General features: G+C 73.2%; 10 protein-coding genes and 3 pseudogenes. 5 read left to right on the plus strand and 8 right to left on the minus strand.

Annotation, left to right across the window (positions count from 1 at the left end):
* Positions 1–5: 5 nt before the first annotated feature.
* Both GA0074692_RS35410 and GA0074692_RS36125 read right to left on the minus strand, forming a co-directional pair.
* On the minus strand, positions 6–5,435 hold the full coding sequence (locus tag GA0074692_RS35410) for a type I polyketide synthase (protein ID WP_218106698.1): 5,430 nt from the start codon (positions 5,433–5,435) through the stop codon (positions 6–8).
* Between the two features lie 110 nt (positions 5,436–5,545).
* A pseudogene (locus GA0074692_RS36125) lies at positions 5,546–7,273 on the minus strand (nitronate monooxygenase); the annotation flags it as partial.
* Between the two features lie 1,225 nt (positions 7,274–8,498).
* On the opposite strand from GA0074692_RS36125, the gene GA0074692_RS21650 reads away from it, so the two are divergent.
* Positions 8,499–9,422: a sulfite exporter TauE/SafE family protein gene (locus GA0074692_RS21650; RefSeq protein ID WP_091646990.1), complete on the plus strand. Its 924-nt coding sequence runs from the start codon at positions 8,499–8,501 to the stop codon at positions 9,420–9,422.
* A 110-nt stretch (positions 9,423–9,532) separates the two neighbouring features.
* Here GA0074692_RS21650 and GA0074692_RS21655 read toward each other — a convergent pair whose 3' ends face one another.
* The 3 genes from GA0074692_RS21655 to GA0074692_RS21665 form a co-directional block, all read right to left on the minus strand.
* Positions 9,533–10,492 carry a DMT family transporter gene (locus GA0074692_RS21655; RefSeq protein WP_091653899.1) on the minus strand — a complete coding sequence of 320 codons (960 nt, stop codon included), beginning with the start codon at positions 10,490–10,492 and terminating at the stop codon, positions 9,533–9,535.
* Positions 10,489–11,004, minus strand: a complete 516-nt coding sequence (locus GA0074692_RS21660; protein ID WP_091646991.1) for a hypothetical protein — start codon at positions 11,002–11,004, stop codon at positions 10,489–10,491. Before GA0074692_RS21660 ends, GA0074692_RS21655 begins: the two co-directional genes overlap by 4 nt.
* A 97-nt stretch (positions 11,005–11,101) precedes the next feature.
* Positions 11,102–11,971 (minus strand): PhzF family phenazine biosynthesis protein, encoded by an 870-nt coding sequence (locus GA0074692_RS21665; RefSeq protein WP_091646992.1) that lies wholly within the window; start codon positions 11,969–11,971, stop codon positions 11,102–11,104.
* Between the two features lie 33 nt (positions 11,972–12,004).
* Between GA0074692_RS21665 and GA0074692_RS21670 the strand changes: the two are divergent.
* The 3 genes and pseudogenes from GA0074692_RS21670 to GA0074692_RS21680 all read left to right on the plus strand — a co-directional run.
* A pseudogene (locus GA0074692_RS21670) lies at positions 12,005–13,270 on the plus strand (magnesium transporter MgtE N-terminal domain-containing protein); the annotation flags it as partial.
* Positions 13,271–13,355: 85 nt separating this feature from the next.
* A pseudogene (locus tag GA0074692_RS21675) lies at positions 13,356–13,859 on the plus strand (DUF1003 domain-containing protein); the annotation flags it as partial.
* A gap of 128 nt (positions 13,860–13,987) precedes the next feature.
* Complete coding sequence (locus tag GA0074692_RS21680; protein ID WP_091646994.1) at positions 13,988–15,142, plus strand: P-loop NTPase; 1,155 nt, start codon at positions 13,988–13,990, stop codon at positions 15,140–15,142.
* 124 nt (positions 15,143–15,266) lie between these two features.
* Here the strand turns inward: GA0074692_RS21680 and GA0074692_RS21685 are convergent, their stop codons facing one another.
* Together GA0074692_RS21685 and GA0074692_RS21690 are read right to left on the minus strand one after the other, a co-directional pair.
* Positions 15,267–15,677, minus strand: a complete 411-nt coding sequence (locus GA0074692_RS21685; protein ID WP_091646995.1) for a twin-arginine translocase TatA/TatE family subunit — start codon at positions 15,675–15,677, stop codon at positions 15,267–15,269.
* Positions 15,678–15,750: 73 nt separating this feature from the next.
* Positions 15,751–17,121, minus strand: coding sequence for a S1C family serine protease (locus tag GA0074692_RS21690; protein ID WP_176738723.1), 1,371 nt, complete (start codon positions 17,119–17,121; stop codon positions 15,751–15,753).
* 269 nt (positions 17,122–17,390) lie between these two features.
* Between GA0074692_RS21690 and GA0074692_RS21700 the strand changes: the two genes are divergently transcribed.
* Positions 17,391–17,999, plus strand: a complete 609-nt coding sequence (locus GA0074692_RS21700; RefSeq protein WP_091653903.1) for an O-methyltransferase — start codon at positions 17,391–17,393, stop codon at positions 17,997–17,999.
* A 159-nt stretch (positions 18,000–18,158) separates the two neighbouring features.
* Here GA0074692_RS21700 and GA0074692_RS21705 read toward each other — a convergent pair whose 3' ends face one another.
* Entirely contained in the window at positions 18,159–19,625 is a 1,467-nt protein-coding gene (locus GA0074692_RS21705) for a leucyl aminopeptidase family protein (RefSeq protein ID WP_091646998.1), read from the minus strand.
* Between the last annotated feature and the right edge of the window lie 94 nt (positions 19,626–19,719).

The following is a 19,719-nucleotide window of genomic DNA, read 5'->3' on the forward strand; positions in this document are numbered from 1 at the left end:
GGCGGTCACCACCCCGACGCGGTGTAGACGACGGAGGTGTCACCCGGCTCGGCCCAGGCCAGCTCGCGGAGCAGGCTGAGCGCGCCCTCCTCCGGGTCGATCAGGCCGATGCCGCGACGGGCGTACTCCCGGCTCAGCTCGGCGGTGACCATGCCGCCGTGGCCGGCACCCGGCGCCCAGGGGCCCCAGTGGACGGTCACGCAGCGGATCCCGGTCTGGGTGTTCCAGCGGGTGCCCATGCTGTCCAGGGCGTCGTTGGCGGCGGCGTAGTCGGCCTGGCCCCGGTTGCCGTAGGCGGCGGCGATGCTGCCGAAGAAGACCACGAACTTCGGCTGGTCGGGCAGCTCGTCGAGGCCGGCGAGCACCGCGCGGGCCCCGTTGACCTTGACGTCGAAGACCCGGGTGAAGGATGCCGGGTCCTTCTCGGCGATGAGCTTGTCCTCGATGATGCCGGCCGCGTAGACCAGGCCGTCGAGCCGGCCGTGGTGCTGGTGGATCTGGGCGAGCAGCACCTTCGTCGCGTCCGCGTCCCGCACGTCGAGGGTGTGGTAGCGCACCTCACCGCCGAGTTCGGTCAGCTCCGCGATGGTCGCCTCGACCTCGCGGCCGGCCATGATGGCCTGCGCCCGACGCTCGATCTCGGCCGGGGCGCGCAGCCCCTGCTTCACCAGCGCGGCGCGCAGCGCGGTCTTGTCCCGGGCGGCGGCCAGCTCCGGGTCCTCCGGACCCGCCGGTCGCGGCGTACGGCCGACCAGCTCGATCCGGCACCGGCCGGCCGAGGCGAGGGTCCGGGCGAACCAGGGGGTGATGCCCCGGGCCCCACCGATCAGCACGACCACCGACTCGTGGCTGAGGCCGAGTGCGGCAACCTCCGAGGCACCCTCACCGGCCGGGCCGGCGCCCCGGGAGGCGAGTGCGCCCAGGTCCACCTGGACCAGGTCGGCGACGTACCGCTCGTCGCCGCGTCGAGCGACGACCGGGGGCTTCTCCTCCCCGACGGTCAGCAGTTCGTCGAGCAGTTGCAGGGCCAGGACCTCCGGCTCCGCCTCGGCCTCCAGCGCGACGTAGCGGGCGGTCAGCTCCGGGTACTCCCGGGCGATGGTGCGGAACAGGCCGGGCATGCCGTCGGCGGTACCACCGGCGGCGGGGGCACCGGCCCCGATCAGCCAGCGCGGGTTGGTCGCCAGCACCCGCTGGACCAGCGGAAAGACCGACGGCAGCAGGGGCCCTTCGGTACGGGTGAGTCCGTCGAGCAGCAGGAACCCGTCGAAGCCCTGGTCGGCCTGCTCGCTGTCGAGGACGCCGATCTGTCCGCCCGCGCCGTACTCACCGAGCAACTCCGCGAGGTACGCCCCGACCGCACCGCCACCGGTGATCAGGAACTGCTTGCCGGCGAGGATCTCGGCGGGGTCGCCGACGGACGCGGGCCGGACCGACTCCTGGGGCACCAGCCGCTTCGGCGGGATGCCAGGGTTCGCCAGTTCCTCGGCCGCTGCCGGGGCGGCGGCCGGGGCCGGCGTCGCCTCGACCGGGGCGGCCGTGGCGTTCATCTTCTGGTCGAGCCAGGCCACCATGGCGCGGACCGTGCGCGCCTTGACCAGGTCCTCCAGCTCCGACTCGTCACCCTCCACCGCCAGATCCAGCCGAGACGCGACCTCACCGGCCACCTCAGCCCGCTTGATCGAGTCGATCGACAGATCCGCCTCCAGATCCAGATCCAACTCGATCAGATCCACCGGATAACCCGTCCGCTCACTGATCACCGCCAGAATCGCGGCCTGGAAGTCCGCCAACGACGCACCACCCGCCGGAGCAGCCATCGTCGCGGCGGCGGGCGCGGCGGCGACCGGCGCCACGGCGGCGGCCGGCGCGGACACCGTGACGGTGGCCGACATCTTCGCCTCGAGCCAGGTCACCATGGCGCGGACGGTGCGCGCCTTGACCAGGTCCTCCAGCTCCGACTCGTCACCCTCCACCGCCAGATCCAGCCGAGACGCGACCTCACCGGCCACCTCAGCCCGCTTGATCGAGTCGATCGACAGATCCGCCTCCAGATCCAGATCCAACTCGATCAGATCCACCGGATAACCCGTCCGCTCACTGATCACCGCCAGAATCGCGGCCTGGAAGTCCGCCAACGACGCACCACCCGCCGGAGCAGCCGGAGCCGCGACGGGTGCCACGGCGACGGCGACCGACACGGCGGTGCTGCCCATCCGCTGGTCGAGCCAGGTCACCATGGCGCGGACGGTGCGCGCCTTGACCAGGTCCTCCAGCTCCGACTCGTCACCCTCCACCGCGAGACTCAGCCGCTGTGCGACCTCACCGGCCACCTCAGCCCGCTTGATCGAGTCGATCGACAGATCCGCCTCCAGATCCAGATCCAACTCGATCAGATCCACCGGATAACCCGTCCGCTCGCTGATCACCGCGAGGATCGCGTTCTGGAAGTCCGCCAGCGACGGACCGGCCGGGGCGACCGGGGCGGGCGCGGGCGGGGCGACGGCCGGCGCGGGAGCGTAGGCGGTGGCCACGGCGGAACCGCCGTTGGTGGAGACCGCCATCGCCGGGACTGGGGCCGGCTCGGCTACCGGGACGTACTGCGCCGGAACGAACTGCGCGGGCGCGACCTCGGCCGGGGCGTACGCCGAGCCGTTCGGGTACCCGTCGGTCCGGTGCTGCGGTTCGGCCGGCTGCCAGACCAGGCGGCCGCCGCTGCCGCCGTCCCCGAGGAAGGCGAGCATGATGTCCCGCTGCGAGGCGATCATGTCCCGGGTGGTCCGCAGGAACTCGTGCAGCAGCTCGCCCCGGATGTCCTGGACGACATGCTGGACGGGCGCGGCCGCGGGGGCGGTGGCGGGTGCGGGTGCGGGTGCGGGGACACCGTTCGAGGGGCTCATCGGCAACTCCTTGATGCGTCGGGGAGGCGTCATGCCGCCGGGGAGGCAGTCGCCGTTCTGGTCGCGGACGAGTTGTCCGTCGACCGTCCAGACCGGTCGGCGGTTCGGCGCGGCGGGCCGGGGCCGGCCGTCGACCCGTCCGTGGAACAGCCAGTCGGTGCGCACCGGCACGCCGGCGCAGGCGATCTCGCCGACCGAGACGAGGAATCCGCGCAGTCCGTCGGCGGGGCCGCGCTCGGTGGCGATGGCCCGGTACGGCCGGTCGCCGAGCACCGCCTTCACCAACCTGCTGAGCACCTGGCCGGGGCCGACCTCGACGAAGGTGCGGGCACCGGCGGCGTACATGGCCTCGATCTGCTCGACGAAGCGGACCGGTTCCCCGATCTGCTCGGCGAGCTGCTGGCGGAGCTGGTCGAGGTTGTCGACGTAGGGGGCGGCGGTCAGGTTGGACCAGACCGGGATGCGCGGCTCGCTGATCCGTCGGGTGGCGAGCACCTCGGCGAAGCGCTCCACCGCGCCGGCGACCAGCGGGCTGTGGAAGGCGCAGGCCACCGAAATGATCTTCGCCGAGATCCGGGCCTCCTTGAGCGCCACCACCGCCGCCTCGACCTTGGCGGTCGGGCCGGAGACGACGATCTGCTTCGGCGCGTTCCGGTTGGCGAGCACCACCTCGCTGGTCAGCCCGGCACTGGCCAGCACCTGGGCCACCTGCTCGGGCGTCGCGCTGACCGCGGCCATGGTGCCCGGGTCGTCACCGGGGGTCGCGCCGAGGATCGCCGCAGCCCGCTCCCGGCTGAGGTCGAGCAGCGTCCGGGCGTCGAACGCGCCGGCGACGCAGAGCCCGACGAGTTCGCCGTAGCTGTGTCCGCCGGTCATGTCGGGGCGGACGCCGAGGCGGCGCAGCAGGTGGTCGACGGCGAGGCCGCCGATACCGAGCACCGGCTGGGCGACCCGGGTGTCCCGGACCCGCTCCTCCTGCAGTCTGCGGTGGGCCTGGTCGAAGGCGGTCGGCGGGAAGAGCAGCTCCGCCGCGTCGCGGTCCAGCTCCAGGTAGTGCCGCAGCTCGGGGAAGGTGACGAAGAGTTCGGCGAGCGCGCCGGGGCGCTGGCTGCCCTGGCCGGGGAAGAGGAAGGCAACCTGGCCCGGGTCGGCGTCCCCGGCCGGCTGCACCAGCCCCTGGGCGGGGTCGTGCTCACCGGCGAGGGCCCGCCGCAGCAGGGCCTCCAGTTCCGCCACGTCCCGGGCGACGACCGCGACCCGGGTCGGGCCGCGTCGTCCGGCGGCCTCCCCGGCGACCTGGGCGGCCAGCTCGGCCAGCCGGCCCGGCCGGTTCCGGTCTCCGTCGGCGGCCAGCCGGTCGGCGAGCTGGAGGATCGCCTGATGGGCGGCGGCCCGGTCCACCCCGGGGAAGCAGAACAGCTCGGCCGGCCAGGTACGACGGGCGTGCCGGGGCTCCGGCGCGTCGCCGTACGCGGCGAGCACGGTGTGGAAGTTGGTTCCGCCGAACCCGAAGGCGCTGACCCCGGCGATCCGCTCCTGGGCCGGGACCGGCCAGGGGCGGGCCTCGGTGTAGAAGGCGAACGGGCTCTGCTCGGGATGCCAGGCCGGGTTGGGCCGTTCCAGGTGGATGGTCGGCGGGCGGATGCCGTTGTAGAGGGACAACGCCACCTTGATCACGCCGGCCAGGCCGGCGGCGCACTTGGTGTGCCCGATCTGCGACTTCACCGAGCCGAGCGCGCAGTTCCCGGGCTCCGCGCCGGCCTCGACGAACATCCGGGTGAGCGTCTCCAGCTCGGTCCGGTCGCCGACCACCGTGCCGGTGCCGTGCGCCTCGACCAGGCCGACCTCGCGCGGCGAGATGCCGCTGCGGCGGTACGCCCGGTCCAGCGCCCGGCGCTGCCCGTCCGTCCGGGGCGCGGTGAGGCCGAGCGCGCGTCCGTCACTGGAGCCACCGAGGCCCTTGACCACCGCGTAGATCCGGTCACCGTCCCGCTCGGCGTCGGCGAGCCGCTTCAACACGATGCAGGTCACCCCCTCGCCGAGGGCGATGCCGTCGCCGGTGCTGTCGAACGGGCGGGACCGGCCGGTCGGCGAGAGCGCGTGCGCGGAGGTGAACATCAGGTAGTCGTTGACGCCGTTGTGCAGGTCCGCGCCGCCGCAGATCATCATGTCGCTGTCGCCGCTGGCCAGTTCCTTGCAGGCGGCGTCCATGGCGGCCAGCGACGAGGCGCAGGCCGCGTCGATGGTGTAGTTCGGGCCGCCTAGGTCGAGCCGGTTCGCCACCCGGCCGGCGATCACGTTCGCCAGCACGCCGGGGAAGCTGTCCTCGGTGACCCTGGGGAGCAACTCCTGCATCTCGTCGGGCACTTCGCCGAGGTACGCCGGAAGCATGGTGCGCAGGGTCTGCGCGTGCCCCATGTCGCTGCCGGCCTCCGCGCCGAACACCACACCCGTGCGGCCGTGGTCGACCCCCGGGGCGTCGTAGGCGTAGCCGGCGTCGACCAGTGCCCGGTGGGAGATCTCCAGGGCGAGCAACTGGGTCGGGTCGATGCTGGCCAGGGCGGCTGGGGGATGCCGTAGCCGATCGCGTCGAAGGGCACCGGCTCGATGAAGCCGCCCCACTTGGAGACGCTGATCCGGCCGGTCTGCCCGGGGCCGACCTCCGGGGCGTAGTAGAGGTCGGTGTCCCATCGCTGCGGGGGCACCTCACCGACGGCGTCCGCGCCGCTGAGCACCGTACGCCAGAAGCTGGCCAGGTCCGGTGAGCCGGGCAGGATGCAGGCCATCCCGACGATGGCGATGTCCAGCGGCGCGGGCGCGTCCTCGATCTCGGCGGGCGGCGCCAGCCGTTCCCGGATCGCGTCGAGGCTGTCCCCGTGGTACGCGCGCGCCCCGGCGCTGACCGCGTCGTGCAGCCCGGCGATGGTGGTCGCGTCGTCGCGCAGCACGACGATCTGCCCGGCCATGAACATGCCCTCGGCGGCCTGCTCGTCCTCGCCGACCGAGCGCAGCGTGTCGCCCTCGCGCACGATGCCCTTGCTGGCGATCCGCGCCCGCCCGATGTTGAGCTTCTCGAGCTCCTGCCACGCGTCGCGGCTCTCCATGCCGGAATCGCGCAGCTCGTCGCGGCGCCGGTAGAAGTCGTCGACGAACGGGGTGGGCAGGCAGCGGGTGACGTGTCCGGGGGCGGTCTCCAGCAGCGCGGTCCGCTCGGCGGCGATCGCCTCGCGCTGGAAGAGCGGCTGGACCGCGTTGTGCTCCACCGCCTCGGCGGTGAAGAGGTACGCGGTGCCCATCAGTACGCCGATCCGCGCGCCCCGGTGGGCCAGCGGCGCGGCCATGGTGGCGACCATCGCGGCCGAGCGGGCGTCGTGGATGCCGCCGGCGAAGAACACCTGGATCGCGGTGGCCGCGTCCGGTTCGGCGTCGAGGTACTCCTCGAGCACCATGAGCTGGGCCTCCCAGAGCGGGAAGCTGGCCCGGGGTCCGGTGTGGCCGCCGCACTCGGCGCCCTCGAAGATGAACCGGCGGGCCCCGGAGCGCAGGAACTGCCGCAGCAGTCCCGGCGACGGGACGTGCAGGAACGTGGTGATGCCCTGCTGCTCCAGCGCCTTGGCCTGGGGTGGCCGACCACCGGCGATGATCGCGCAGGCCGGGCGCAGCTCCCGGATGACCTCCAGTTGCGCCTCTCGGATCTCCTCGGGGGCGAAGCCGAGCACGCCGACACCCCAGGGCCGGTCGCCGAGGCGGGCGGCGGTCTCGGTGAGGATGCGGCGGGTCGGTCCTGCGCCGTTGAGGGCGAGCGCGACGAAGGGCAGGCCACCGTCCTCGGCGACGGCGGCGGCGAAGCCGGGCTCGTCGCTGACCCGGGTCATCGGCCCCTGGGCGACGGGCACCCGGATCTGGAGGTCCACGGCCAGCGGCGAGCCCGGTGCCAGCACCTCACCGGCGGCGGGGTCGTTGGCGGCGTCGAGCAGCGCGTCCCGGATGCCCCGGACGGCGGCGGCGGTGTCCGGCCAGCGTTCGGCGAAGACGGCGGCGAGCCAGCCGTCCTGGCCGATCGGCAGCAGCTCGGAGGCCTCGTCGTGCGGGCCGCCACGCCGGATTCCCCGGACACCGTCGACCAGTACGGTCTCGGAGCCGTCCATCCGTCGGATCGCGGCCTGCACGTCGGTGGGCAGTTCGGATTCGGGCATGAGCGCGAGCTGGCTGTCCAGCACGACGCCGGCCGCGCCGCCGACCAGGCAGGCGCCCGCCGTGCGGGGACCGACCCCACCGGCGACCCAGACCGGCAGGTCGAGGGTCTCGTCGGCGACGAGTTGCTGGAGCAGGACGAACGAGCTGAGGTCGCTGCCCCGCCCGCCGGCCTCCATCCCCGGGCGATCAGGCCGTGCGCGCCGGCAGCGGCGGCGGCGCGGGCCTCGTCCCGGCTGGTCACCTCGACCAGCACCCGGTAGCGCGGGGTGGTCTCGGCCAGCGACCAGGGCGAGTCCGGGGTCAGGACGACCAGGTCGACCCCACCGGGCGCGACCCGCTCCACCTCGTCCAGTGTGGCCTGGCACCCGGCCGGCACCCGTATCCCGAGAGGCCCGGGCGACCACGTGACGGCCTGGGCCAGCGCGCGCAGCACCCAGTCGTCGCCGCCCCCGAGGTCCAACACTCCCAAGCCACCACCGACCCGGGCGGCAGCGGCCATCCGCGGGGCGGGCTCCAGGGCACCGCCGGGGTTGACGACCATGACGAGGTCGCGCTTGTACGTTGCAGTACTCATCGGGCTCCCACTTCGTTCGCGAGGGTCTCGCGGTGGCGACGGGCTGGATCGGTCAAACCGAGAGTGACCAGAACCGAATTTGCATGATTCGATGTTGCGCTCCGTAACAAGCTAGTAGCCGCTTGTTGCCGAATGATTAACACCGACACGAACGTGAGGAACGCTCGGAATTCCTACTCGGCAGGCGGGATATGTCTGAACCGCTGCCAGGAAGAACCAACGAGGATCGGTCGAGGATCGCTCGAGGTGCCCCCGGAACGGGCGGCGAGAAGGTTGTTAATTACTCACGAAACAATTAGCCGCCCGAGCCCCGCAATGACCTGAATCACGACAGGAATCCACCCATCTCAATATTCGGACGGGCTCTTGTCAGGGCGACCGGCGACCGGCGACGATCCCTTTCCGTCTCGCATCCGCCATTCCCTATCGAATTGCTCTGACTTACGCGAGAGCGAGGTGAGCCACCCGGACGAACCGATGCCCACGACCACCGACCCGACATGACCGCCCACCTGCGATTAAAGGTCGATCAACGACCCACAGGAGCGCCCGGGTCGCCGGAGCCCCCCTCCCCCACACCCCTTCCATCTGGTGGTACGTGGCTCCCGTCACAGATCAACAAGAGTCACTTCACCCATTAACGATCGTTTTTGTCCGTCTCGGGCAGCGATCGCCCCTTCGGCCACCCCCGGCACCCGCCGAGGTTCGTCGCCGACACCCCCCACCACCAGCACAAACACCCGGCCGGCCCACGCCAAACGGATTGGCGTGCACCCGCGTATCGGGTCTGTTAACCCTGTTTACCTCTTTATGATCGGCGGTTAAAAGTGCGTAAACTCATCCTGCTCGCCCTGGTGGGCTTCGGTGCCCAACTTGTCGACGGCAGCCTCGGGATGGCATACGGAGTGACATCCACCACATTGCTGCTCGCCATCAACACCAGCGCCGCCAGCGCGTCGGCAACCGTTCACCTGGCCGAAATCGGCACGACACTGGTCTCTGGTGCCGCCCACTGGCGGTTCGGCAACGTGGACTGGCGGGTGGTGTTCCGGGTCGGCGTGCCGGGAGCCCTCGGGGCCTTCCTCGGCGCGACCTTCCTCTCCGGGATCTCCACGGCGGCGGCCGCCCCGATCATGTCGCTGATCCTGCTCACCCTCGGCTGCTACCTGCTGATCCGCTTCACCGTCGCCGGTCTGCCGACCGGACGGGTGGGGCTGCCACTGCGCAAGCGGTTCCTCGGCCCACTGGGTCTGGTCGCCGGCTTCGTCGACGCCACCGGTGGTGGCGGCTGGGGCCCGGTCGGCACCCCCGCCATCCTCGCCAGCGGCCGGATGGAGCCGCGCCGGGTGATCGGGTCGATCGACACCAGCGAGTTCCTGGTGGCGGTGGCCGCCAGCCTCGGCTTCCTGGTTGGGCTCGGCTCGGAGAACATCGACTACGGCTGGGTGCTCGCCCTACTGCTCGGCGGGATGGCCGCCGCGCCGATCGCGGCCTGGCTGGTCCGGAAGGTCCCGCCCCGGGTGCTCGGCTCCGCGGTCGGCGGCATGATCATCCTCACCAACGGGCGGACGCTGCTGCGCAGCGAGTGGGTCGACGCCCCGGACATCGTCCGGTACGCCTGCTACACGGTCGTGACGGCGCTCTGGGCAGCGGCGGTGGTGTGGTCGGTCCGGCAGCACCTCGCCACCCGGAACAGCGCGCCGGCCGCCAGCGCGGAGCGGACCGGGATGGCCGACGAGGTCGCCTCCTGACGGCTGCCGGCCGGACCCGCACATTGCCCTCGGGGTCGGCCGGGGCCACCCACGTGGCTCCGGCCGGCCCGGTCCCGCCCTCTGAGACGGCGGGCAGAACCCACCGGTCCTCATGGCGGTGGCGGCCCGACCTCGCCGGGCAGGGGCACCGGAGCCCGCCGCCCGGCACGTGCCCCGCCCAGCACCACCACGACCGTGCCGACCAGCAGCACACCCAGGCCGGGCAGGGCGAGCGGCTGCGGGAGCTGACCCAGCCAGAGCCAGCCGATCAGCGCCGCGCCCGGCACCTCCAGCAGGATCAGCACGCTCACCGTGGTGGCCGAGACCCGCCGCAGCGCGTAGTTGAACATCGAGTGCCCGAGTAGCTGCGCCCCGGCGACCAACGCGAGGATCACCAGCCAGGTGTCGGTGTCGTACCCGCCCAGCCGTACCCCGCCGACCAGACAGACGACCAGCAGCACCGACGCGCAGACGCTGTAGCAGATCGTGGTGTAGGTGGTGGTGCTCAAGGTGACGCGGGCCCGCTCGCCCAGCGCGGTGTAGCCGGCGATGAAGATCGCACCCGCGACGGCCAGCAGGTCGCCGGCGAAGGCCCGGCCGGAGACGGCGAAGTCGGCACCGCTGGCCAACACCGCGCCGAGCACCGCGATCCCGATGCCGGCCCACACCGTGCGCGGCAGCCGCCGGCCCTGCCACCGGGCGATCAGCCCCTGCCACACCGGCTGGGTGGCGCCCAGCGCGGTCGCGGCGGCGACCGAGGTGAGCTGCGCGCTCGGCATCCAGGTGGCGAAGTGCCCGGCCAGCGCCACCCCGGAGAGCACGCAGTACCAGCCCTCCCGCCGCCCCGCACCGGACGCCAGCAGCCGGAACTCGGCACGTCGCCGGACCAGCGCCCACGGAGCGATCACGCCGGTCGCCAGCACGTTCCGCCAGAAGGCGATGGCCAGGGCGGGGGCGGTCGCGAACGCGATCAGCGGGGCCGACGAGGAGACCGCCGCGACGGCCAGCACGATCGCCCCGGTGGTCAGCGGGTCGAGGGGCGGGTGACCCGGTGGGGACTGCCCGGTCAGCGGCGACGCACCCGGTGCAGGCGGAACGGCTTCCGGGTCCGGCGCACGGCGGGGGTGTCCCGGGGCGGCTCGGCCAGCGAGTCGTCCGGCAGGGCGGATCCGGCCAACGGCGTCCCGGCCGGCACCAGCCGGTTCAGCGTGCAGCCGTCCGCGACCCAGCGCCGCACCAGGTCGGCGATGGAGCCGGGGGCGTTGAGCCGCTTGCCGGCCACCGCCGGAGCCACCGTCGCCCACAGCTCGCTCTCCGGCTCGACGCGGGAGACCCGCGCCGGAAAGGTCACGATCCGCCCGCCGTGGTCGCCCCGCAGGGTGACCTCGACCTCCGACGCTTCGGCCAGGTCGGGCGCCGTCTGCTCCCCCGGGCCGCTCACCACGAACAGCGCCCCCTCCAGGGGTACGCACCAGAGCGCGAGCGCCGGGCCGTCGGGCACCCGCACCCAGGCCACGGCGGCCTTCTTCAGCGCCTCGTCGACCAGGGGCGTGGTCGCCCGCTCCTCCACCTCGTCGCTCACACCCGGAATCCTGCCGTACCCCGCCCACGCCCGCTGGCCGGACCTCCCGGCCCGGATCTCCGGCGGCGGGCTTCCCGGGGCCCGGTACCGGACGGGGTCAGCCGAGGAAGGGCGGGATGTTGATCTCACCACGGGCCACCGGCATCACCTGGCCGCTGACCGTCGCGCCCACGGCTACGCCGCCGACCGCGGTGACCGTACAGGTCAGCACGGACGGGCGGTTCATCTCGTAGCCCTGCTCGACGGTGTACGCCGACCGTCCCTCGCCGGGGAGCAGGCCGCTGGCGACCAGCCACACCCCCAGACCGAGAGCGGCCGAGCCGGTGGCCGGGTCCTCGGGAACACCGAGCCCGGGCACGAAGACCCGGGCGCGGGCGGTTTGCGTACCGGCATCCCAGGAGAAGACGCTGACGTGCTCCACTCCGTACCGCTCCGCCACCGCCGCGTTGACCCGGGCGCGGGCCAACGCGTCCGGACGCACCGGGAGGTACGGGAACTCCAGCCCGCAACCGGCCACCCGGGGCGCCGGGCCGGCGTGGTCGGCGGCCCGCAGGCCGGCCAGCTCCAGCAGGGGTTCCACGTCCAGCTCCGGCCCCAGGGTCGGCATGCCGCCGGTCAGCGTGGCACCCGCGCCGGTCACCTCGACCGGCAGCACCCCCGCCCCGCACTCCTGGGTGACCTGCCCGGTGTCGAACCAGCCCCGACGGCACGCGGTCACCGCCGCGCCCACGCTCGGGTGGCCGGCGAAGGGCAGCTCCGCCGCCGGGGTGAAGATCCGGGCCCGGTAGGTCGCGCCGACCTGGGTGGCGGGCAGCACGAAGACCGTCTCGGAGAGGTTGAACTCCCGCGCCAGCGTCTGCATCTGCTCGGTGGCGAGCCCTTCCGCGCCGAACACCACAGCCAGCGGATTGCCGGCGAACGGGCGGTCGGTGAAGACGTCCACGATCTCGTAGGCCAAGGTCGACATGTTGATAAACACTAGGCGCATAGGCTGGTCGACGTGAGCACGCCGACCCGGGTCTACATCGCCCGACTCGCCGGAGTGGCCGTCTTCGACCCGAACGGCGACCAGGTGGGACGGGTACGCGACGCGGTGGCCCGCCTCCGGACGACCAACCGCCCGCCCGAGGTGGTCGGACTTGTCGCCGAGATGCCGATGCGGCGGCGGATCTTCCTCTCCATCAACCGGGTCACCTCGCTCGACGCGGAGGCGGTCGTGCTCGGCACCGGGACGCTGAACCTGCGTCGCTTCGAAAAGCGCCCCAACGAGCTGCTGGTCCTCCAGGAGTTGCTCGACCGTCGGGTGCACCTCGACCCGAACGGGCAGGCCGGCACCGTGGTCGACGTGGCGATGGAGTGCCGGGGCCGCGAGTGGTCGCTGAGCCGGGTGGCGGTCCGGGAGCAGACCGGCCGGCTCAGCCGCCGGGGGCACCTGCACCAGGTCGAGTGGGACAAGGTCCGGGGGCTGACCGGCTTCGCCGACACCCGGGGTACGGCCAACCTCCTCGCTGTCCTGGAGGACATGCGCCCGGCCGACCTGGCCAACGCCCTCCAGGACCTGCCCGACCTGCGCCGCAACGAGGTGGCGGCGGCCCTGGACGACGAGCGCCTGGCGGACGTGCTCAGCGAGTTGCCCGAGCACGACCAGGTGGAGATCCTCACCGCGCTGGGCCGGGAACGGGCCGCCGACGTGCTGGAGGAGATGGACCCGGACGACGCCGCCGACCTGCTCAACGAGCTGCCGGCGCCGGAGCAGGACGTACTGCTCGACCTGATGGAGCCGGACGAGGCCGACCCGGTCCGCCAACTGCTCAAGTACACCCCGGGCACGGCGGGCAGCGTGATGACCTCCGAGCCGGTGATCCTGCCGCCGGACGCGACCGTCGCGGAGGCGCTGGCCCGGATCCGGGAGCCGCAGCTCTCCCCCGCCGTGGCGGCGCAGGTCTTCGTCTCCCGCGCCCCGATGACCACCCCGACCGGCCGTTACCTCGGGATGGTGCACTTCCAGCGGCTGCTCCGGGAGCCGCCGGCCGACCTGCTCGGCGGCATCGTGCTCAACGACATCGACCCGCTGCGGGAGACCACCCCGCTGCCCGAGATCACCCGCCGGATGGCCACCTACGACCTGGTCGCGATGCCTGTGGTCGACCGCAACAACCGGCTGGTCGGCGCGGTCACCGTGGACGACGTACTGGACCATTCCCTGCCCCGGGACTGGCGCGACCGGGACGCCCCGGCGGAGCCCCTCGCGCAGCCGCAGCCCGACCTGACCGCCGGGGCGGCCGCTGGCGAGGCTGGCACGACCGCCGTGGGCGGGACGACCGGCGAAGACCGGACGACAGGCGGTGCGCATGGCTGAGCAGCGCCGCTCCGAACGGCTGGACCAGCCGGCGGAGCCCCGCAAGGTCAAGCTGCCCCGGTTCGACCCGGAGGCGTTCGGACGCTGGTCCGAGGGGATCGCCCGGGGCATGGGTACGGCGAACTTCATCGTCTACATGACGGTGGTGATCTCGGCCTGGTTCGCCTGGAACACCCTGGCCCCGGCGGACCTGCGCTTCGACCCGTACACCTTCACCTTCCTCACCCTGGTCCTGTCGTTGCAGGCGTCCTACGCGGCCCCGCTGATCCTGCTCGCCCAGAACCGGCAGGCCGACCGGGACCGGGTCTCGCTGGAGGAGGACCGCCGCCGCGCCACGGCGCAGAAGGCGGACACCGAGTACCTGGCCCGGGAGATCGCCGCCCTGCGGATCGCCCTGGGCGAGGTGGCCACCCGGGACTTCGTCCGCTCCGAGCTGGCCCGGCTGGCCGAGGAACTCGACGAGGCCCAACAACGTCGCCACCGTCTGGACCGCCGCCACCACGACCCCGCCCACGACTGACCCCGCCCGCTCTCGCATTGATGTCGTCCCGGTGACGCAAACCTCTTGATCAACGGAGGCGGCGGGCGGTGGGCGCGGAGGGGCACCGACGTAGCATTGCGGGCATGTCCGCACCCGTCAGCACCGTCTCCGACGCCGTCCACGCCGCGCTGGCCACCGTCGACGACCCCGAGATCCGCCGGCCGATCACCGACCTCGGCATGGTCCGCTCCGCGGTCGTCGGTGACGACGGCGTCGTCCGGGTGGAGCTGCTGCTCACCGTCGCCGGCTGCCCGTTGAAGGAGAAGCTGCGCGCCGACATCACCGCCGCCGTCGGCGCCGTGCCCGGGGTCACCGGCGTCGAGATCGAGTTCGGCGTGATGAGCCCCGAGCAGCGGCAGTCGTTGCAGGCGAAGCTGCGCGGCGGTGCCGGCGCGGCCGGCGGGGAACCGGTCATCCCGTTTGCCCAGCCCGGCTCCCGGACCCGGGTGTACGCGGTGGCCAGCGGCAAGGGGGGCGTCGGCAAGTCCAGCGTGACGGTCAACCTGGCCGCGGCGCTCGCCGCCCGGGGGCTCTCCGTCGGCGTGGTCGACGCGGACATCTACGGCCACTCGGTGCCCCGGATGCTCGGCACGGAGGCCCGCCCCACCCGGGTGGAAGACATGATCATGCCGCCCGAGTCGCACGGCGTGAAGGTCATCTCGATCGGCATGTTCACCGCCGGGAACGCCGCCGTGGTCTGGCGTGGCCCGATGCTGCACCGGGCGTTGCAGCAGTTCCTCGCCGACGTCTACTGGGGCGACCTGGACGTCCTCCTGCTCGACCTGCCCCCGGGCACCGGTGACGTGGCGATCTCGCTGGCCCAGCTCCTGCCGAACGCGGAGATCCTGGTGGTCACCACGCCGCAGGCCGCCGCCGCCGAGGTGGCGGAGCGGGCCGGGGCGATCGCCCTGCAAACCCACCAGCGGGTCGTCGGCGTGATCGAGAACATGTCCTGGCTGGAACTGCCGGACGGCTCCCGGATGGAGGTCTTCGGTGCCGGCGGCGGGGCCACGGTCGCCGAGTCGTTGACCCAGACCATCGGCGCGCAGGTGCCGCTGCTCGGGCAGATCCCGCTGGACACCCGGGTCCGCGAGGCCGGCGACGCCGGCACCCCGATCGTGCTGGCCGAGCCGGCGGCCCCGGCCGCGAAGGCGCTGGGCGCGGTCGCCGACCGGCTGGCCGTACGCCGCGAGTCGCTGCTCGGCAAGCCGCTCGGACTCAAGCCCGCCGGTCGCTGACCGGATCGTTCAGCCCGCCGGCCGGTCCCGACCGCTCGACTCGAGCCCGCCGGCCACCCGGCTCACAACCCGCCGGCCGCTGACTGACGACGCTGCCCGACCCGTACCCGCTCGAGGGTGCGGGTCAGGTGGCGTCGCCGTCGTAGCTGCGGGGCCGGGGCGCCGGGGCGGGGGTGGACGGGTTGGCACCGGAGCGCAGGTCCGCCGCGGTGGCGACGTCCTTGAGCTCCTTGTGCACGCCGTTGACGTCGGCGCGCAGGTCGTCGTACATGCCCTGCAACGGCTTCCGGATCGCCTGCTCGTCCTCTTCGCTGAGCAGGTGCTTGCGGATGAACGCCTTGGGGTGCAGGTCTTCCAGTTGGATGTCGGTGCCCAGTTCCCGGCTCAGGTCGGTGGTGGCATTGCGGGCCATGTTGCGCAAGTTGCGCACCATGCGCAGGCCGTCACCGATCACCGTGGGCAGCTTGTCGCCGAAGATCAGCAACGCGAGCAGCAGCAGAGCGCCGATCTCCCACCAGTTCAGGTTGTCGAACACGGGGCCTCCTCCTCGGCGTCTGCCTGGCCAAGGGTACGCACGTAGGAGGGGTTCCGGGAGGGGTGGCCCCCGCCTACTTGGCGTCTGCGGCGAGTGTCACCGAGGCGTTCTGCACCGACGATCCACGCCGGTACTCGACCGTCACCACCGACCCGGGGGCGAACTTGCGGACCAGGGCGATCAGGTCCGTAGGCTCGGACAACGGACGCCCGGCGAGCCGGAGGACCACGTCCCCCGCCTTCAGCCCGGCCCCGGCCGCCGGGCCGGAGGGCTCGACCGCGACCAGCCGTACGCCCCCAGTGCTGCTGGGGGCCGCGCCCGGCCCGGGCACCTCGGCGCCGATCACCGTCCGGCGGGCCTTGCCGGTGCCGATGATGTCCTGGGTGATGCGTTTCGCCTGGTTGATCGGGATGGCGAAGGCGAGGCCGATGTTGCCGGCCTCCTGCCCGTCGGCGACCAGCGACTTGATCGTCGAGTTCACCCCGATCACCCGGCCCGCGCCGTCCACCAGCGGTCCGCCGGAGTTGCCGTGGTTGACCGCCGCGTCGGTCTGGATCGCCGCGTAGTAGCGCACCGGTCCGCCCGGTTCCCCGGCCCGCATGGTCCGGTCCAGGGCGCTGACGATGCCCGCGGTGACGGTGTTCGCCAGGGAGAGCGGGGAGCCGATGGCGAGCACTGGGTCCCCGACCGCGAGGCTGTCCGAGTCGCCGAACTCCACCGGCCGCAGTCCGGTCCGGGAGACCTTGATCACGGCGATGTCGGACTCCGGGTCCTGGCCGACCACGCTGGCCGGGGCGGAGGACCCGTCGTTGAAGATCACCGTCGGCTTGCCGTTCCCGCCGGCGATCACGTGGTCGTTGGTGATGACGTGCCCGTCGGCGCTGGCAATGAAGCCGGAACCCTCGCTGGTGCCGGCGTGACCACCCACCCGGACGGTTACCACGCTGGGCAGGACCTTGGCGGCGACCCCGGCCAGGGAGTCCGGCCGGCGCTGGGCGGCCACCGGCGCCTCCTGCGGCGGGGCCCCGAGCACCGTCCCGCCCGCACCGCCGCGCACCGCGAACGCGTAGCCCAGCGCACCGCCGAGGGTGCCGGCGAGCAGGGCGGCGACCACCGCGACCAGCAACACCTGCCGCAGCACCGGCCGGCGGGGCAGGTCCGGGTCGGCCACTGGTTCCGGTTCCGTCCCCCGTACCGGCGCGACCGGCAGCACCACGGCGGTGGGGGCGGTCGGGTCACGCCACGGGTCGGCGAGCGCGTCGGACCACCATGGCGAGGTGGTGCCCGTGGTGGCGGGGCCGCCGCCCGGCACGCCCCGCGCGCCACCCGCCGGTCCACCGTGGGTGCCCAAGGGCGCTCTCCCGGCCACCGGCGGTTGCGGCGGTGCGGGGGTCGCGGCGGGCTGGCGCCAGTCCCAGCCGTCGGTCACGTCGGTGCCTCCCAGTCCGTCCCGAGCCCCGTACGCCGGAAAGGACCGGCGGAACCGGCCCGGCCGGAGCGGACGGGATCACCATCCAGGATTGCACGGATGTCCCGTCCCGGGTCAGCGGTCATACCGGCGTAGGCCACACCAGCCGACCGCGTGGCTGCGCCCCTGAGCCGTCGCCTCTAGGCTCTTACGGCGAACCCGCTCCGCTCCACTATCGCCGCCCCCCCCCCCGGAGGTGTCCCATCGTCGCCGCCGCCAGTTCCGGCAGTTCGACGGCGCAGGCCCTGCAGTTCGCCGAGTCGTACGTCGCCGAGGACCTCGTCCTGCGCACCGCCCGCAGTCTCGCCGAGGAGGTGGGCGTCGACGCGGTGACCACCGGTGCCGGTGCCGCCCTGCGACTGCTCGCCGCCGCCGGCAGCGCCCGGGCGGTGGTGGAGATCGGCACCGGCACCGGGGTCAGCGGCGTCTGGCTGCTGCGCGGCATGCGTTCCGACGGTGTGCTGACCACGATCGACGTCGAGGTCGAGCACCAGCGGATCGCCCGCCGGATCTTCGCCGAGGCGGGCTTCCCGTCGGGGCGTACCCGCATCATCGCCGGACGGGCCCTGGACGTCCTGCCCCGCCTCGCCGACGGCGCGTACGACATGGTGTTCGTCGACGCCGAGGTGACCGGGGTCAGCGCCTGCGTGGACGCCGCGCTGCGGCTGCTACGCCCGGGCGGGGTGCTCGCCGTGAACGGCGCCCTGGCCGGTGGGCGGATCGGCGACCCGGCCGCCCGGGATCTGGAGACGGTGACCCTGCGCGAGACCATCAAGGCGCTCCGGGAGTCGGACGAGTGGGTGCCCGCCCTGCTCCCGGTCGGTCACGGCCTGCTGGCGGCCATCCGCTGCTGACCATCCCACCCGCTGCCTGCTCCGAACACCGCCGGCTCTGGGCGCCTGCGCCGCCAACTCTGGGTGCCCGTGCCACCGGCTCTGGGCGCCTGCAGGGGTCCCCTCCTCATCAAAAAACGGTAGGAAGGGTCCCCTGCAGGCACCTGACAGGCGTCCGGCTCAGCCCAGCGTCGCCAGCCAGCGCAGCAGCCCCCGTACGCCCCAGCCGGTGGCGCCCTTGGCGAGTTCCCCCTTGGCGTCGGACGACCAGGCGGGCGCGGACATGTCGAAGTGGACCCAGCGGTCCCGCAGGTCACCGGTGAACTCGCGGAGGTACAGGGCGGCGACCACCGAGCCCGCGCCCCGGGCGGGGGCGCTGTAGAAGTCGGCCAGGTCGCTGCCGAGGTACTCGACGTAGTCGCCGACCAACGGCATCCGCCAGGACTTCTCGCCCGCCTCGGCGGCGGTGCTGACCAGTGCCTCGGCCAGCCCGTCGTTGTCGGTGTAGAGCGCCGCGGTCCGCGAGCCCAACGCGATCGAGTTGGCGCCGGTGAGGGTGGCCAGGTCGACCAGCACGTCGGGGGCGAGGCGGTCCACCGCGTACGCGAGCGCGTCGGCGAGCACCAGCCGCCCCTCGGCGTCGGAGTTGGTGGACTCGCTGGTCAGCCCGCCGTAGTGCTGGATCACGTCGCCCGGGCGGAAGGCGGAGCCGCTGACCGCGTTCTCGGCCAGCGGCGCGAGGGCGGTGACCCGCACCGGGAGGCGCAGCGCGGCGGCCCCGAGGGCGGCGCCGACGACGGCGGCCGCCCCCGCCATGTCCTTGCGCATGAGCTTCATCCCGGACAACGGCTTGATCGAGATGCCGCCGGTGTCGAAGGTGATGCCCTTGCCGACCAGCACCACGTGGGTCGTCGCGCCCTCCGGGTTCCAGCTCAGCTCGACCAGGCGCGGTCCCGTGGCCGAGCCGCCGCCGACGGCGAGGATGCCGCCGAAGCCCGCTTCGGCGAGCTCGTCGGGCTGCCAGACCCGCAGGTTCACCTCGGGCAGGTCGGCGGCGACCGCGGCGACCTGGCCGGCGAACCACTCCGGGTTCTTCACGGAGGACGGCATGTTGGTCAGGTCCCGGGCGAAGCAGGTCATCCGGGCGGTGGTCCGGGCCGTGTCGAGGACGGCGGCGTACCGCTCCGGCTCGTCCACCGCGATCTCCAGCTCGGCCAGCGCCGGGGTCGGCTTGGCGTCGGTCAACCGGAACCGGTAGGAGCCCAGCAGCGCCCCCTCGGCCAGACCACGCACCGCTGCGGGCGGGGCGTCGGCCGGCAGGGCCACCGTGGCCCCCGGTTCCTCGGCGAGGGTGCGGACCAGCGCGGCCCCGGCGGCCCGCCAGCCGGCCTCGTCGCCGTCGCCGACTCCGAGCAACAGCAGCCGTACGGGGGAACGCAGGGGGCGGAGGTGCACGCGGGTCTCACCGGCGGCCCCGGTCAGCGCCGCCGCCGGCAGCAGGGCGGTGGCCTCGGCGACCAGGTCGTCGGGGAGCGTTGTCGCGGTAGGGATCAGCGCCGCCGGGACCTCCGCCCCCTCGACGCTTCGGACAGGCAGAACGAGGGTGTCGAACCGGTCGGAACCAGTTACCAGACGGATGTCCAGCACGCTTTGCCGTACCTCCAGGGATTCCAGGGACACGAAGAGCCTGAGCCACCGGCGGACCGGTGGCTCAGGTTCTTCCGGACCACCCGGGCGGCGG

It is taken from the genome of Micromonospora pallida, assembly GCF_900090325.1.
Classification (GTDB): domain Bacteria; phylum Actinomycetota; class Actinomycetes; order Mycobacteriales; family Micromonosporaceae; genus Micromonospora; species Micromonospora pallida.

What these genes read in the sequence shown, in the direction of transcription:
- GA0074692_RS21665 (WP_091646992.1), bottom strand. Translation starts at nt 11,971, where the DNA reads ATGTCGACCTTGGCCTACGAGATCGTGGACGTCTTCACCGACCGCCCG.
- GA0074692_RS21680 (WP_091646994.1), top strand. Translation starts at nt 13,988, where the DNA reads ATGTCCGCACCCGTCAGCACCGTCTCCGACGCCGTCCACGCCGCGCTG.